The organism is Pseudoalteromonas sp. GW168-MNA-CIBAN-0100, assembly GCF_040309225.1.
Classification (GTDB): Bacteria; Pseudomonadota; Gammaproteobacteria; order Enterobacterales; family Alteromonadaceae; genus Pseudoalteromonas; species Pseudoalteromonas arctica.
In genome coordinates this window covers 33,609-48,576 of record NZ_JBEOOL010000020.1, presented here as the reverse complement: position 1 = coordinate 48,576, position 14,968 = coordinate 33,609, and the positions used below count along the sequence as shown (strand labels likewise).

15 protein-coding genes are annotated in these 14,968 nt (G+C 39.7%); 7 read left to right on the top strand and 8 right to left on the bottom strand.

Features of this window, described 5'->3' with window-relative positions:
- Positions 1-24 precede the first annotated feature (24 nt).
- The 3 genes from AAEY62_RS13265 to ompR are packed head-to-tail and all read right to left on the bottom strand — an operon-like array spanning position 25 to position 2,829.
- Positions 25-738 carry an ion transporter gene (locus tag AAEY62_RS13265; protein WP_350635093.1) on the bottom strand — a complete coding sequence of 238 codons (714 nt, stop codon included), beginning with the start codon at positions 736-738 and terminating at the stop codon, positions 25-27.
- Between the two features lie 58 nt (positions 739-796).
- The gene (envZ, locus tag AAEY62_RS13260) at positions 797-2,104 is read right to left on the bottom strand and encodes a two-component system sensor histidine kinase EnvZ (protein WP_350635091.1); all 1,308 of its coding nucleotides are present in this window, start codon (positions 2,102-2,104) and stop codon (positions 797-799) included.
- 5 nt (positions 2,105-2,109) lie between these two features.
- Positions 2,110-2,829 carry an osmolarity response regulator transcription factor OmpR gene (gene ompR, locus AAEY62_RS13255; RefSeq protein ID WP_002959552.1) on the bottom strand — a complete coding sequence of 240 codons (720 nt, stop codon included), beginning with the start codon at positions 2,827-2,829 and terminating at the stop codon, positions 2,110-2,112.
- A gap of 195 nt (positions 2,830-3,024) precedes the next feature.
- Here ompR and greB point away from each other — a divergent pair, with 195 nt between their 5' ends.
- From greB to AAEY62_RS13235, 4 genes are all read left to right on the top strand, one after another.
- Positions 3,025-3,504, top strand: coding sequence for a transcription elongation factor GreB (greB, locus tag AAEY62_RS13250; protein ID WP_007584978.1), 480 nt, complete (start codon positions 3,025-3,027; stop codon positions 3,502-3,504).
- Positions 3,505-3,620: 116 nt separating this feature from the next.
- The gene (locus AAEY62_RS13245) at positions 3,621-3,932 is read left to right on the top strand and encodes a hypothetical protein (RefSeq protein WP_007584977.1); all 312 of its coding nucleotides are present in this window, start codon (positions 3,621-3,623) and stop codon (positions 3,930-3,932) included.
- A 50-nt stretch (positions 3,933-3,982) separates the two neighbouring features.
- Positions 3,983-4,564, top strand: coding sequence for a CBS domain-containing protein (locus AAEY62_RS13240; RefSeq protein WP_007584976.1), 582 nt, complete (start codon positions 3,983-3,985; stop codon positions 4,562-4,564).
- 168 nt (positions 4,565-4,732) lie between these two features.
- Entirely contained in the window at positions 4,733-7,060 is a 2,328-nt protein-coding gene (locus tag AAEY62_RS13235) for a Tex family protein (RefSeq protein WP_024594285.1), read from the top strand.
- A 72-nt stretch (positions 7,061-7,132) separates the two neighbouring features.
- Here the strand turns inward: AAEY62_RS13235 and AAEY62_RS13230 are convergent, their stop codons facing one another.
- The 3 genes from AAEY62_RS13230 to bioH form a co-directional block, all read right to left on the bottom strand.
- Complete coding sequence (locus AAEY62_RS13230) at positions 7,133-7,987, bottom strand: putative metalloprotease CJM1_0395 family protein (protein ID WP_350635089.1); 855 nt, start codon at positions 7,985-7,987, stop codon at positions 7,133-7,135.
- Between the two features lie 4 nt (positions 7,988-7,991).
- Positions 7,992-8,300, bottom strand: a complete 309-nt coding sequence (locus AAEY62_RS13225) for a hypothetical protein (RefSeq protein WP_007584971.1) — start codon at positions 8,298-8,300, stop codon at positions 7,992-7,994.
- Positions 8,301-8,390: 90 nt separating this feature from the next.
- Positions 8,391-9,128, bottom strand: coding sequence for a pimeloyl-ACP methyl ester esterase BioH (bioH, locus tag AAEY62_RS13220; RefSeq protein WP_010554945.1), 738 nt, complete (start codon positions 9,126-9,128; stop codon positions 8,391-8,393).
- A 74-nt stretch (positions 9,129-9,202) separates the two neighbouring features.
- Between bioH and AAEY62_RS13215 the strand changes: the two genes are divergently transcribed.
- Positions 9,203-9,880: a ComF family protein gene (locus AAEY62_RS13215; protein WP_350635087.1), complete on the top strand. Its 678-nt coding sequence runs from the start codon at positions 9,203-9,205 to the stop codon at positions 9,878-9,880.
- Positions 9,881-10,103: 223 nt separating this feature from the next.
- On the opposite strand, the gene AAEY62_RS13210 is transcribed toward AAEY62_RS13215, so the two are convergent.
- A complete protein-coding gene (locus AAEY62_RS13210; RefSeq protein ID WP_350635085.1) occupies positions 10,104-12,653 on the bottom strand; it encodes a M14 family zinc carboxypeptidase in 2,550 nt (849 codons plus the stop codon).
- A 146-nt stretch (positions 12,654-12,799) separates the two neighbouring features.
- On the opposite strand from AAEY62_RS13210, the gene nfuA reads away from it, so the two are divergent.
- On the top strand, positions 12,800-13,375 hold the full coding sequence (nfuA, locus tag AAEY62_RS13205; protein WP_007584966.1) for a Fe-S biogenesis protein NfuA: 576 nt from the start codon (positions 12,800-12,802) through the stop codon (positions 13,373-13,375).
- A 9-nt stretch (positions 13,376-13,384) separates the two neighbouring features.
- Positions 13,385-13,654, top strand: a complete 270-nt coding sequence (locus AAEY62_RS13200; RefSeq protein ID WP_101163191.1) for a hypothetical protein — start codon at positions 13,385-13,387, stop codon at positions 13,652-13,654.
- A 14-nt stretch (positions 13,655-13,668) separates the two neighbouring features.
- Here AAEY62_RS13200 and AAEY62_RS13195 read toward each other — a convergent pair whose 3' ends face one another.
- Entirely contained in the window at positions 13,669-14,940 is a 1,272-nt protein-coding gene (locus AAEY62_RS13195; RefSeq protein ID WP_101163201.1) for an MATE family efflux transporter, read from the bottom strand.
- Positions 14,941-14,968 lie beyond the last annotated feature (28 nt).

Below are 14,968 nucleotides of genomic sequence, written 5' to 3'. Positions count from 1 at the left end.
CAGTAAAATATAGCGGCCTTTAATTTATTTCTCTAAATTGCAACTAACTTCATCTTCGCGTCTGACAGCAGACAAGGCTGAAGCTACAATACCAGTGGGGACAGCTACGAGTCCAAGCCCAATCATTAAGATGAAAAAAGTAAAAAAACGTCCCCCAATAGTTATAGGGTAGATATCGCCATATCCAACTGTAGTTAATGTGGCAACTGACCACCAAAGGCTATCAAAAATTGATTTAAAAACCTCTGGCTGCGCAGTGTGCTCAAAATGATAAATACCTACAGCTGAAAGATATAATAAAACCAAACTCATCCCTGTAAAAATAACTAACTCTTCTTTTGCTAAGTAAATAGCCCTCGCAAATCGAAGTAAAGCAGTGTTATATCTTACTACCTTCAATACTCGAACTAATCTTAATAGCCTAATTAAGCGTAATGTCCTTAAATCTACAGCAAATGCTAGATAAAAAGGTAAAATAGCAACAAGATCCACAACTCCATAGAAGCTAAAAACAAAGTTTAGCCTGCGTTGCGATAAGGCAACCCTTGTTAAATATTCAAGAGTAAAAATTACAGCAATTAACAGTTCGGAGTACTTTAAAAATACTTTTGTTTCACTACTTAAGTCTGGCAATGTTTCAACTGAGAAACACAATACAGAAAATAAAATTAACCCGGAAATGACCCATACGAATATTGGTCTATCTAAAAATATTTTATCATCTTCCTTAACAACCACATTTATTCCTTGATATTAAAATTCAATAGTCTAAAAGCGCCTTTAGGTATTTTTTAAATTAATTCAAGACCTTTATTGGCAAATATACTTGTGCACTTAAACCGCCTTCTGGGCGGTTTTCTAGCTTTACTTTACCGTCGTGCATATCAACAATGCGTTTAATAATAGCAAGGCCTAGGCCACTGCCTTCACTTCCTCGTGCAGCATCGCCTTGTTTAAAAGGCTCAAAAACAGACTCTAATTCGTTTTCAGGAATGCCGGGGCCATTATCGTTTACAGCGATAACTACATACTTTTTGTTTGAATTAAAGTAGCTAAGTACTTCAATATCGCCCTCAGAATAACGCAGTGCATTACCAATCATGTTGGTAATTACACGCTTAATAGCCACAGAGCTTAACGGTATATTGCCTATCTTTGGATTACTTTTAAACGTAATAGTACGTTGATGCTGAAGCTCAGAATTGACAACCTCGGCAACTAAAGCATTGATATCTTCGCAACTTAGTTCTTCACGTTTATGGTGGCGTAGATACTCAATAAACTGATCAATAATCCCGTTCATGTCTTCTATATCGTAAATAATACCTTCACGAAGATAGTCGTCTTCATCAACCATCATTTCGGTGGCTAAACGGATACGCGTAAGCGGCGTACGTAAATCATGAGATACACCGGCCATTAGTAAACGGCGGTCGTTTTCAAGTGCAGCAATTCCGCGCGACATTTGGTTAAACGCGCGCGTTACTTCTATTACTTCTGTTGAGCCTTGTTCTTCTAACTTGGTAGAAAAGTCGCCTTTACCCACTTTCACTGCAGCTTGTTGCAGTGCTTTTAATGGTCTATTAAGGTGCCTTGCAAACAACCACCCACCCAGCACACTTAAAAAGCCAATACTTGATAAGTAAAAAGTTAAAAACTCTAAGTTGTTCTCTTTAAAGCCTTTAAGCGGTACTTTTACCCAATAACCTGGCGCTTGCGGTGCTTCAACCCAATAAATCAACGGATCAGTTTGGCTAATACGTACACGAGAATAACCACCAAGTTGCTCAGTCATGCTGCGCGATAGCATAGAATATTCGCGGCTTTGCCCAAGCCCTTGGCGCATCGCTTCTCGCTGAGTCATGACTTCAATGCCGGTAATTTCAAAAAACTTTGCAGATACTTCGTCGTTTATTTCAACGCCATCTTCCCAGTCAATGAATACTGTTTTAATTTGCTTAGCAAGCATCAAGTTAACTTGCTCAATGGTTGGTTTTACAACATAAAAACTAACCGTAACATAAGACACTATTTGATTTATGAGCAGCAGAGCCGCCACTAAAAAAACAGTTTGTCCAAAAGCACTGCGCGGAAACATGCCCATAAATATTACTTTTCACCGTCGGGAACAAACACATACCCCAAACCCCAAACGGTTTGAATATATCGTGGATTGGCAGCATCTACTTCGATCATGCGGCGAAGTCGCGACACTTGCACATCAATGCTTCGCTCAAGCGCACTGTAATCGCGGCCACGCGCTAAGTTCATTAGCTTATCGCGGCTAAGTGGCTCACGTGGATGCGAAACAAGCGCTTTAAGCACTGCAAACTCACCACTGGTAAGCGATATTGTTTTATCCCCTTCACTCATTTCGCGCGTTGCTAAATTAAGCGTAAATTTACCAAAAGCGATTAAGTTTTCTTCAGCAGCAGGTGCGCCTGGCACTTCTTTTGCGCGGCGACGTAAAATGGCTTTTATGCGAGCAAGTAGCTCTCGTGGATTAAATGGTTTTGGAATGTAATCGTCAGCGCCAAGTTCAAGGCCAATAATGCGATCTACTTCGTCGCCCTTTGCAGTAAGCATAACAATAGGAATTTCATTTTCTTTTTGGCGTAGACGGCGGCAAATAGATAAGCCATCCTCGCCTGGGAGCATTAAATCGAGAACCATTAAGTGAAAGTTTTCTCGCTCTAGGAGTCTATCCATTTGCTCCGAGTTTCCTGCGGTCCTAACAATAAAGCCTTGCTCTACTAAATAACGTTCAAGCAAACTGCGTAAGCGCATATCGTCATCAACAACTAATACTTTTGTGGTTTCGTGTCCCATAATCTCTTTCTTATTTTTATATCCAATTACTAGTTAATATAAATGAAAAACTTAATAATCAAAAACTAATTACTTGCTTAGATTGTTACTGAACATTTCAAAGCTTACTTACTCGTACTTTATTACATTTTACGCTCGACAAGTTTTGGCAAATTTAATAACGTGCACACCATTAGAGCTAATAAAGAATTCACCATGAAAACAAATTTAGTTACCCGCGAAGGTTACTTACAATTACAACAAGAACACGACCAACTATGGAACGTTAAACGCCCAGAAGTAACAAAAATAGTAAGCTGGGCAGCCAGCCTCGGAGATCGCTCTGAGAACGCAGACTATCAGTACAACAAGCGTTTGCTACGCCAAATTGACCGTCGTGTACGCTATTTACGCAAACGCATACCTGATTTAAAAATCATCGACTACTCTCCCGTTCAAGATGGAAAAGTGTTTTTTGGTGCATGGGTCGAAATTGAAAACGAAGAAGGTGAAACTAAAAAATTCAGAATTGTCGGACCTGATGAAATTTACGACCGAAAAGATTACATATCGATAGACTCACCTATGGCGCGGGCGCTGATTAAAAAACAAGTAGATGACGATTTTGAGGTACCTACTCCTCAGGGTAAAAAACAGTGGTATGTAAACAGTATCGATTACCAAAAAAAGAAATAAAAAGTTTTGATTCAGATCATGTTAACTTTTGATTGTGTAAATTAAACCAATAAGCTATAACTGAATTATTCAAGTTGATTTGTTTAATTTGAAAGCAGTTAATTAAGGTCGTGGTTATGTCAAACATAGTACAGCGCATATTAAATAATGCCGTATTGTTTGCACTTTTAATGAGTGTAAGTTTGACGCTGCATGCCAGTAACACTGAAGTAAACCTTGATAACGCTAAACTATCTAATCACTTTATTGCTTGTGACATTCCTGACCAAGCAAACCTCGATTTTGACGTAGACTCTCACGTTAATACTATTACCTTTAGGTCGCCTCAACCACTTCCTAATGTCGTAGATTCTTTTTATAAGAGCACCAACCTAAACAGACCTTTTAGCACTGCGTACCAACGCGGACCACCTAGCTATTTAATTTAATTCATTATTTTACAACTTAATTAAATTTTATAACTACTAAGGTGACTACTATGTCTAACTTTAAAGAATTACGTACTCTAAATGTTTCTCACGGCGTTATTGCAAGCACATTTGCAGATGACCAACCATTGATTGATTTATCATCTCCAGCGCTAAAAATGGTAAATAACTTTACTCAAAAAACGCCTATTCGTGCAGAGCATACAACAACGATTACAGATGCACTTAAACAAGTTAGTGCACAACAATCTGATTTTGTTTTAGTAACCGACGAGAACCAAAAATTGATTGGTCTTGTTTCTAGCGCCGATTTACAAAGCTCTAAAATTACTATTATTGCAGAGCGTTTAAATACCCCACGAAGTGAAGTAAGTTTACGCGATATTATGACGCCAATTAGCCGACTTACAGGTGTAAGCATGCAAAGTTTAAGCTATGCATGTATTGGTGATGCGCTGCAAACAATGGAGCATCAAGGTGTAATGTTTTTATTAGTAACAACAGCAAGTAGCGAAATTTGTGGTTTAATTTCAGCTCGCCAAATAGCTAAAACATTACATATTCCACTACATATTAGCCCTATTGCTCACTCTTTCAGTGAAGTATTAGAAAACATTGAGCATCCTCACTAGGGCGCTCTTTTAGTTGAATTGATTTACTCCCCTCCCAACCATCTTAAAGCAAGTGAAATAGCTTGCTTTAAGAGCTTTTTATTACTACCTCCTGTGATATTATTCAAGCAATTAACGGCGCCAGTAACACGCTTCTGGTCTTATTTTATTGTATAAAAAGGTTTTTGCATGAGCGATATCTCTGCACGTTTAGCCGGTGAGTTAAACGCACAGCAGCAACAGGTTGTTGCAGCTACAAAATTACTTGATGAAGGCGCAACTGTTCCTTTTATTGCCCGCTACAGAAAAGAAGTTACCGGCGGCCTAGACGACACCCAATTACGCCTTTTAGAGCAGCGTTTATCGTATTTACGTGAACTAGAAGAGCGCCGTAGTTTTATTTTATCGACCATCGAATCGCAAAATAAATTAACGCCAGAGCTAAGTGCCGATATAACTAATGCACAAAGTAAAACTGAACTTGAAGATTTATACCTACCTTATAAAGCTAAGCGCCGTACTAAAGGCCAAATAGCAATTGAAGCAGGTTTAGAGCCACTTGCAGATGCACTATTTAAAGATGCTAACCTTGACCCAGAGCAACAAGCAGAGCAGTTTGTAAATGCTGAAAAAGGTTTCGCAGATACAAAAGCGGTACTCGAAGGCGCTAAATTTATCTTGATGGAGCGCTTTGCTGAAGACGCAAAATTACTTGCTAAATTTAGAAGCCACATAAGCCAAAACGGCGCAATTGAAAGCACTGTAATTAAAGGCCAAGAGCAAGCAGGTGCAAAATACCGTGACTACTTCGAGCATCAAGAACTTCTCAAAAAAGTACCTTCTCACCGTGCGCTTGCTATGCTTAGAGCCCGAAATGAAGGTGTACTTCAGTTAAATGTTAATCCAGAGCCTAGCGCTGAAAATTCAGCGCAACTATGTGCCAACATGATTGCTGACCATTACCGTTTAGATATTAAATATAAAGCGGCAAGTCCTTGGTTATTAAACGTTGTGCAATGGGCGTGGAAAATTAAGTTAGGATTACACCTAGAGAATGAATTTTTTGCGGCAATGCGCGAAAAAGCAGAAGCTGGTGCAATCGACGTATTTGCTAAAAACTTAAAAGATTTATTAATGGCAGCACCTGCAGGCCCTCGTACTACTTTAGGTCTTGATCCAGGCCTTCGTACTGGCTGTAAGATTGCCGTTGTTGATAGCACAGGTAAATTACTAGCTACACAAACTATTTTCCCTCATGCTCCACAAAATCATTGGGATAAATCAGTGCGTACGTTAGAGCAGCTTTGTCGTCAGCATAAAGTTGAGCTAATTGCGATTGGTAACGGTACTGCATCACGCGAATCAGATAAGTTGGTTGCTGAGCTTATGAAAGCAAACAGCGAACTTAAGCTTAGTAAAATTATGGTTAGCGAAGCGGGTGCATCGGTTTACTCAGCTTCTGAATTTGCAGCTAATGAATTTCCAGATTTAGATGTTTCTATACGAGGGGCTGTCTCTATTGCGCGCCGCCTTCAAGACCCTCTTGCTGAACTTGTTAAAATTGAGCCAAAATCAATTGGTGTTGGCCAATACCAACACGATGTATCGCAAAGCCAATTAGGCCAAAGCCTTATTTCAGTAGTTGAAGACTGTGTAAACTCAGTAGGCGTAGATTTAAACATGGCATCGGTACCGCTACTTACACGCGTATCTGGTTTAAACAAAACATTAGCGCAAAATATCGTTAATTATCGCGATGCTAACGGCACATTTACTAAACGTAGTGAGCTTAAAAAGGTTGAGCGTTTAGGGCCAAAAGCATTTGAACAAGCGGCTGGTTTTTTACGTATTAACAATGGTAGCGATCCTCTAGATAACTCATCAGTTCACCCTGAAGCTTATCCTGTTGTTAAACGTATTTGTGAACGCAATAGCGTAGATGTCAGTAACCTAATTGGTAACAGCGACTTTTTAACTAAACTTGCTGCTAACGATTACACTGACGAAAAGTTTGGCTTACCAACCGTTACCGACATTATTACTGAGCTTGATAAACCAGGTCGAGATCCTCGCCCTGAATTTAAAACAGCTGAGTTTAAAGCCGGTGTTGAAAAAATTAGTGACCTAAAACCAGGTATGATTTTAGAGGGCGTGGTTTCAAACGTTGCTAATTTTGGTGCGTTTGTTGATGTAGGTGTTCACCAAGATGGTTTAGTGCATATTTCAGCAATCACGAATAAATTTATATCAGATCCGCGTGAAGTTGTTAAAGCTGGTGATATTGTAAAGGTTAAAGTTGTTGAAGTAGATGCTGCACGTAAACGTATAAGCTTTACTATGCGCTTAGATGACGACATTGACACAAGTAATAAGTCAGCAGCGCCAGCTACGCAAAAGCCACAAGCACGTGCTAATAATTCGCAACCTCGCGCTGCAAAGCCTAAACGTGACAACGGTAATGCGTTAATGGGTAATGCATTTGCCGATGCGTTCGCTAATGCTAAAGTGAAAAAATAATAGTTGTACAGCTAAGCTAAAACGAAAAAAACCGCGTAAGCGGTTTTTTTGTGGTTACGTTTTGCTAAAATATTAACTTAACGCTGAAAAACCACCTTGGCTCGCTGGCGATGTAGCCATTTGATAAAAGTTAGCAATACGCCCCGCCCGTGCCTCAACATCGGCATCACGTGTTTTCTCATCACTTTTAGCTGTTTTAGTATCGCCGCTTTCATCGCTAGAGAATGAAGCTTCAAGCTTACTTTTTGCGTCTTCGTCGTCTTCTTTTTCAGGTTGTGCAAGCTCAGCTTGAGCCGCTGCTAGCTTTTGCGTAGCATCTGCAGCAATAGAGAGATCAGCTCCCGAAGGCTCTGCAGGTGCTAATGCGGCAGCTCGTACCGTTTGCATTTTGTCTATAGTCGCTTGCGGGTCACCCGGAATTTCTGATACATCTATTTGTACTTCTCCGCCAACTGCGTAGTTAGTACCATCTGGGCCACGTTGATACTCATAGCTTGGCGAGCCAGCATGTTGCCCACCTACAGAAGCGTGTGCTTGCTCGTGTATTCGTACTTCAGTATCTCGTGCTTTTAGCTCTGTAATTTGTTGTTGTTCTTGTTCTAATTGCAGCTCTTCTTGCTCAGATTCTTTTTTCTCGATTGTTTCACTTTCTTCCTCAGAGCCCTCAGGGTTTTCTGAGTTTCCATCGCGCTGCTGAACTGACTTTTCGTCTGCTATTTTTCCCGTTGCGTTATACGTCGCAGCATCGCTACTGCCTGGTAATTTTGCTTTTTCAGAATCACTTTGCGCTTTGGTTTCTGTATTGCTTGCGCTACTAGATGCGGGAGCAGGAATAACTTCGCGTAGTTGGTTGTCACGCCGTGCAGTTTCCGTATAAACATTTGCAGTGTTTATATTGATAGACGGAAATGGCGTGACAATATTCATAATACTAAACTTTAATATCGATTAACGTGCCAAGTACATCATCGGCCGTTTGAATTGATTGCGTATTTGCCTTGGCATTAAACTCTTCAACTTTTAAGTTAACAAGCGCTTCATCAACACGAGCAGGCTGTGCTACAGGTGCAGTAATAGCTTCTTCAGGGCGTGCTGCTGTAAGCTGACGTTGCTGCGCTAATTGCGCGTCATCTTGCTGTTCTATACTGGCACGGTTAATCTCAGCACTGGCTTTTTCAATACCTTGGCTAGCTCGATTAAACCCTTCTACACCACTATTAAATACAGATCCGATTGGCATATTAAAACCTCCACCAAATAAACATTGTTTAATTATCGCTCAGGTTCTGCTCAAAATAAAGCTTTAAACAGCGCTATTCTTAGCTCTATTTTAAAGCATTGATTTAACGACAGATAAAAACTCACTTTTATGAGAAATAAATGGCGCGTGCGACGCTTTATCTAGCACCTCGTATTCAAACTCAGTATTTAGTACTGACATTTCACTAATTGCTTTATAAGGCACTAAGGCATCAAGTCGGCCAAATACTCCTTTGATAGGTACTGGGCAATGAGCAAATAAATCACGTAAATCGTCGTTTTGTAAAATATCTAAACCAGCACTCAGGGCGTCGCTTTGTGGTGCGCTGTACTGATTTAGTAATTGTTTAAGCAGCTTTATATCATCACGCGCCGACTCGCTACCCATCGCTTGAATAGCTAAGAAGCGCTCTATTGTTTTTTCTCGATGATTAACTAACTGCTCTTTAAACTGCGCCAATACATTCGCTTTTATTCCGGGCCAATTATCTGCCTCCGCAAAAAAAGGAGTCGATGCAATTAAAATAACTTTTGATACTTTTTCAGGCCAATGCTTAGCAATATAAAGTGCAAATAATCCACCTAACGACCACCCCATTAAAATGGTCTTCGGCTTTAACTGCTTACTTAAAGTTTCTGCTGCATCATGCAAAGTATAAGGGCTTGGGCAAACATGGCTATTGCCAAACCCAGGTAGGTCAAGGCTACGTACACTTCCTGAATATAAAAACTCAAGTTCTGGCTGTACTAACTGCCATACGCCCTGATTCATTCCCCAACCATGTAATAACACTAACTCATTTTGCATATTTGCCTAACCTTTACCAAACTTAGGCTCATCATAACGTTTAAAAAGGCGATTGCAATGCAAGGAGCGAGTCAGTGAAACAAGCCATTTTAAATTGGTTATTTCCCTCTTATTGCGTGCAATGTCAAAATACGATTACGACCTCTTTAGGGCTTTGTGATTATTGCCTTGAAGATTTACCATTGTTTGATTTTAGTAAGCATGAGAATTTACTGCATCGACCCGATATTGTTGAGATGTTTCCTAATTGCGAGTTTGATAAATTATTTGCCTGTGCTTTTTATCAACCTCCCTTTGAACATTGGCTTAAAAGGCTAAAATTTAATAATCAAATTCATTATAAAAAGGCATTGCAGCAAGTTATACAAAAACAATTAACGCAGTTTTTTGAGCAAAGCCCTACTTTGCCAGATACCTTTATTATTTTACCTCTTCATAAAAGCCGATTCATTACTCGCGGGTTTAATCAGGTAAGCCAAGTTTGGCAACCATGTTTAGCTAATTACGCATCAGTGAGTAACGTACTTATTCGCAATAAAAAAACACAAGCCCAGTCGGAGCTATCTAAAGCAAAGCGTATTAAAAACTTAAAAAATGCCTTTATTTGTACAGAGGATATGGGCGGTAAGACAGTCGCTATTGTTGATGATGTGATGACGACAGGGGCAACATTAAACGCAGCTACTAGTGCACTAAAACAAGCAGGCGCTAAACAAGTGTGGGCTTTTACAACTTGCTTAACGCCTATTTAATTATTAAAAATTATTATACCAATCCGCAATAATACTTGATCATTTTGCGGGGCTAAACGTGTCGCTGCCTGTGTTAAAAAATTCTCATTTACGACTGCATGGATGCAGAAGGTAGAGCAATGCAGGAGCAATTGCCGAGAACAACTAAATAGCGAATTTTTTGCCTAGCTATCAACACGTTTTTCCATCCTCAAAATAGATCACTTAATTAAGCGAATTGGTATTATTCGCCATTTGCACGAAACGTATGACCAAAAAATAAAGCGTTGCTTAGTAGTCGACTAGTCCCATACCAGTAACCTCTAAATACAGGGTCGTCGGTCATGCCTATCACTGTACCTCGTCCGTATGAGTGAGCAATTAATCCTGCGCCGCCAGCAACTTGCTCAACATTAACGGCATCGGTAAAGCCTGCCAATAATGGATTTTTAGTGTAGGTAAGTACATTTACGAACGGAGCATCAGAAGCTTCTAGCAACCAAGTACTGTTTTTGAATACGGGCAATGTATTACGCTTAAGTGAAAATGTAAGCGGATGAGTTAAATCTACATTAGTATTAAAAATAGCACCTGCAATGCGTTGACGTCCTGCTAAATGATCTTTATCGCCATAACTTAAACCTGTCGTTTTAAATGCACTTGCTACATCTTGTCGTGATAGATAGCTTGCTTTGAGTAATTGCTGATCAGCTAAAAATTTAGCGCCGCCTTTGTGACCCCAAATAACGCCGCCTTTCCTTACCCAGCTTTTAATAGCCACTTTGTCGGCATCAGATAAGCTATTGTAATTGCCATGAGCAAGCACAATATGACTGTAGTCACTTAACTCGAGTGAACTAAAGCGGTTCATTTCAACAATTGTTGGTGCAACACCTACAAAGCGATCTAGGTAATACCACACTTCGCCGACTTCGTACTGGCTTGCGCCTTGCCCGCCAATAAGCAGTACTTTTGGAGCACTAACAACCGCCATTGATCGCGACCCTAAATCGGCTCCTTTGCTTGTTAAGCCTGATGTAATAGGTTTGATTGCAATACCAAACTCATTTTGTGCTTTATTTAGCAAGGTAATCCAATCTGTATTTGTTTGTAGTCCAGCCGGTATAATAATACTTCCAGGTTTAAAATTAATTTCTCCTGATGTTGATTTAGCCGTTAATGCTTTTAGCGCTACACGTGCTTTTATACCTTGCTGTAATAAGCTATTTAACATTTTAGGTGCTAAATAATCATCCCACGAAAAACCAAATGCGTAACCTTCGGTGAGTGAAGAAAATGATGGGGTTGCTACTTTTTCCCATGCTTTATCAGCAACTTTTAATCCCCAACTACTTTTAACTTTAGAAAATGGCAAATTAAACGCATGCGCTAATGTCCAGCCAGATACATCGTAAAAAGTATTATCGGCAAAGTTTTTTTGCTCACTAAAAATCGCTTTTACCAAACGATATTGTGGTTGTGCTAATGGTACAAAATAGCTATGTGTACTGAAATTCTTACCATCTGCTTTTAATGATTTAGTAAGTGGGTAAGCGTTAATTTGGTGCTGCTTTAACAATTCTAAAAAGTGCATAATACGGGTGTTGTCGCTTGCACCTTCAACAACATACCCTTCAAAGCTTTCATCGCTGGCTAAATCAGTAGCCTGATTATAAAATTTAGCCTGGTAATCAAGTAATGCTTGGCGGTTATCAACTGCTGCCTTAAAGGTAGATAAACTCGTTAACAGTTGATTTTTAATAGTGAAAGGAAAGCTCAAAGGTCCATTTATAGTGTCTTGAATATGTCCACGAGAACTTGCTTGCTCAAATAAAATGCCTATGCCGCCATTTACATCGGGATAGGTTGAACCTTTACCGTAATAGAAGTCATCAAAGCTTTCTTCAGTAAAATAAAGTGCGTTGTTTTTATCTAACGTTTTTGCGTGATAGTTAGCAATCGCTTTAGTTAACGTTACATTTTCATCAGGTGTTATTGGGTGTTTACGGCTTGGAATACCTGGCTGAAAAAAGTAACTGCTATTAGGCCCCATTTCATGAAAATCGGTTAAGACATTTGGTTTCCACTGATGAAATTTAGCAATACGCGCACGCGATTCAGGATGCTGTAGTAATAACCAGTCACGATTTAAATCAAACCAGTAATGATTGGTACGACTACTTGGCCAGTTTTCAACATGTTCACGGGTTTTAGGGTCACTTGATAAATTCATGCCTCGATTACTGTTGGCCCAATTAGCAAAACGCGCTAAGCCATCTGGGTTAAGTGAAGGATCGAGTAAAATAACCGTGTTATTTAATAGCTCATCTATTTCAGTACCTTGTGCAGCAGCTAAGTAATATGCCACCAGCAAAGATGAGTTACTACCTGATGACTCATTACCATGAACGCTATAACCCATCCATACAACGGCAGGGTCGTCTTGTGCTTTACTACTGTTATTACTTAAGCGTGCTAAGTGAGCTTGGCGTGTCTGCTCTATGCTTGATAACTTATCAGCAGCAGTAATTGTTAGCATTACTAACGGGCGTTGTTCATGCGTGCGGCCAATCACTTCAAAATTTATACGGTCACTTTTTTGCGCAAGTATTTCCATATAACGTACGAGCTGATCGTGTCTCACGTGCCACTCTCCTACTTCGTAACCGAGTACTTGCTCAGGAGTAGGAATTGAAGGGTCAAATTTTACATCTTGTTCAAAATAATACGAAAGTGGCTTAGCTACACTTGAAAAGCTAAGCAACACCACCATTAATGTTAATACCAAACGCATATAAATCACTCAAAAAATGTTCGTTGTTTGCACGCTACCATTGCTTAAAATAGATGCCAACTTTTTACGCTCAACACTAGCCGCAACACGATGAGCGGAGTATGATACGCAGTATCCGAGTAATTTAGTCAAGTATAGATGGTTTTATGATTTCTATTTCCGAAACAGCGCAAGCGCATTTTGCTAAACTATTAGCAGATCAATCACAACAAACCAATATTCGTGTGTTTGTTGTAAACCCTGGTTCATCACAAGCGGAATGTGGTGTGTCTTATTGTCCAGAAGACGCTGTAGAAGCGAGCGATATTCGCCTAAACTTTAACGGTTTTGATGCCGTTGTAGATGCAGAAAGTGCTCCATTTTTAGAAGAAGCTGAAATTGATTTTGTTACCGACAAAATGGGTACTCAGTTAACGCTAAAAGCACCAAATGCAAAGGCGCGTAAAATAGGTAACGATGCATCGTTAAACGAGCGTGTACAGCACATGCTAGAAACCGAAGTAAATCCACAACTTGCTAACCACGGTGGTCAAGTAAGCCTTGTTGAAATTACAGCTGCAGGTATAGCTATACTTCAGTTTGGTGGTGGTTGTAACGGTTGTTCTATGATCGATGTAACGCTAAAAGAAGGCATTGAAAAAGAAATGATAGCTAAGTTTGAAGAAATCACCGGTGTTGCTGATATAACAGAGCATGAAGCGGGCGATCACTCTTACTATTAGGCCTTCTAAATGCTAAAGCAGCTTATTTATCGCTTAGGGAGCAACCCTAAGCTGAGCTTAAAGCGCTTTTTTCACGGCTTAGCACTGTTTGTGCTAGCCGTGATATTCATATCTATTGGGTATTACACTCACTACAGCTTACAAATAATTGGCGTTATAATTTTACTCCCCGCATTATTTTTTGCCGGTTGGGGCTACTGCGGTATTTTTGCTAATCGTTTTTCACAAGTTTTAAAAGATATGGGCCCTAAACACCACGACCCCGATCTCTGGAAATAAACCATTTATTTAGTTTAATCTAATAGCTGATTATTTATTTTTAAGTGGTGATATTTAATTATTAATGTAACCCCGCGCATTAACATAAAACAGCTCATAGCAAGCCATAACCCATTATTTTGCCAGTCTATAAACACCCAAAACACACCAAAAAAGCCAACTCCAGCTGAAAGTATCATACTGTTACGCATGTTCTTTGCTCGCGTAAGCCCTACAAAAACACCATCAAACAAAAAGCAACTCATGGCCAAAATAGGCAACACTATTAGCCATGGTAAATAGTGTGTTGCCTCTTGAATAACCTCTGGCACATTGGTTAAAAGCTTGATTATACCGCGGCCAAATAATGCAAAAAAAGCGCTATATAAGACGCCAAAAAGCATGCCCCAAAATACACTTATTTTAACCCAAAGCTCTATATTTTTAACGCTTCCTTGGCCTTTAGCTTGCCCTACTTTTGCCTCAGACGCGTAAGCAACGCCATCAAGAGCAAAACTCACCAACATTAGAAAGTTAAGTAAAACAGCATTAGCAGCTAATGTGGTTTCGCCTATACGCGCTGCGTAAAACGTCATAAAACTAAAGCATAATTGCAGTATTAAAGAGCGAATAAATATATCTCTATTCAAACTCAATAATTCAGCCATTTTGCTAATACTCAACCAATTCGGTACATTTAGATCAATGTCTTGTTTTTTAGCTAGTTTAACCACTAAAAACAGTGCAAATACTAAAGCCGTATAATCAGCAATAAGTGAAGCCCACGCAGCGCCTGCAACTGCCCAATCTAAATAAACAACAAAATAAATATCGAGTACTATATTAACGATATTAGTGACGAGTAATAAATAAAATGGGCCTCGACCATAATGTACACCAAGCATCCAACCCAGTAACACTAAATTACACAATGCTGCTGGAGCACTAAAAATACGAATGCTAAAATACTGATACGCTTGGATAAGTACATCGCTATTGGCGGCGGAGAGGTAAGCAATAGCGTGCTTTATTAATGGGGATAACACAATTAATAGCACAGCCACTGCGCTTGCAAGCAATAGGCTTCGTTTAAGTAAAGCGGCAAGTTGGGTTAAATCGTTTTTTCCGTATGCTTGTGCCACAAGCCCCGTGGTACTCATTCTTAAAAAACCAGCAAGCCAAAATAAAATAGATATAACTGCAGAGCCAAGGGCAATACCCGCTAAGTAATGAGCGCTTCCTAAGTGCCCAATTACAGCAGTATCAACAATTCCTAACAACGGCACTGTGATATTTGATAGTATCATCGGACCCGCTAACAACAGCAAGCTTTTA

Bases quoted from the DNA above. Each gene is read 5' to 3' on its own strand.
- envZ (WP_350635091.1), bottom strand. From the start codon at position 2,104: ATGGGCATGTTTCCGCGCAGTGCTTTTGGACAAACTGTTTTTTTAGTG.
- ompR (WP_002959552.1), bottom strand. From the start codon at position 2,829: ATGGGACACGAAACCACAAAAGTATTAGTTGTTGATGACGATATGCGC.
- AAEY62_RS13200 (WP_101163191.1), top strand. From the start codon at position 13,385: ATGCTAAAGCAGCTTATTTATCGCTTAGGGAGCAACCCTAAGCTGAGC.
- AAEY62_RS13210 (WP_350635085.1), bottom strand. From the start codon at position 12,653: ATGCGTTTGGTATTAACATTAATGGTGGTGTTGCTTAGCTTTTCAAGT.
- AAEY62_RS13235 (WP_024594285.1), top strand. From the start codon at position 4,733: ATGAGCGATATCTCTGCACGTTTAGCCGGTGAGTTAAACGCACAGCAG.
- AAEY62_RS13245 (WP_007584977.1), top strand. From the start codon at position 3,621: ATGTCAAACATAGTACAGCGCATATTAAATAATGCCGTATTGTTTGCA.
- bioH (WP_010554945.1), bottom strand. From the start codon at position 9,128: ATGCAAAATGAGTTAGTGTTATTACATGGTTGGGGAATGAATCAGGGC.
- AAEY62_RS13195 (WP_101163201.1), bottom strand. From the start codon at position 14,940: ATGATACTATCAAATATCACAGTGCCGTTGTTAGGAATTGTTGATACT.
- AAEY62_RS13225 (WP_007584971.1), bottom strand. From the start codon at position 8,300: ATGCCAATCGGATCTGTATTTAATAGTGGTGTAGAAGGGTTTAATCGA.
- greB (WP_007584978.1), top strand. From the start codon at position 3,025: ATGAAAACAAATTTAGTTACCCGCGAAGGTTACTTACAATTACAACAA.
- AAEY62_RS13230 (WP_350635089.1), bottom strand. From the start codon at position 7,987: ATGAATATTGTCACGCCATTTCCGTCTATCAATATAAACACTGCAAAT.
- AAEY62_RS13240 (WP_007584976.1), top strand. From the start codon at position 3,983: ATGTCTAACTTTAAAGAATTACGTACTCTAAATGTTTCTCACGGCGTT.
- nfuA (WP_007584966.1), top strand. From the start codon at position 12,800: ATGATTTCTATTTCCGAAACAGCGCAAGCGCATTTTGCTAAACTATTA.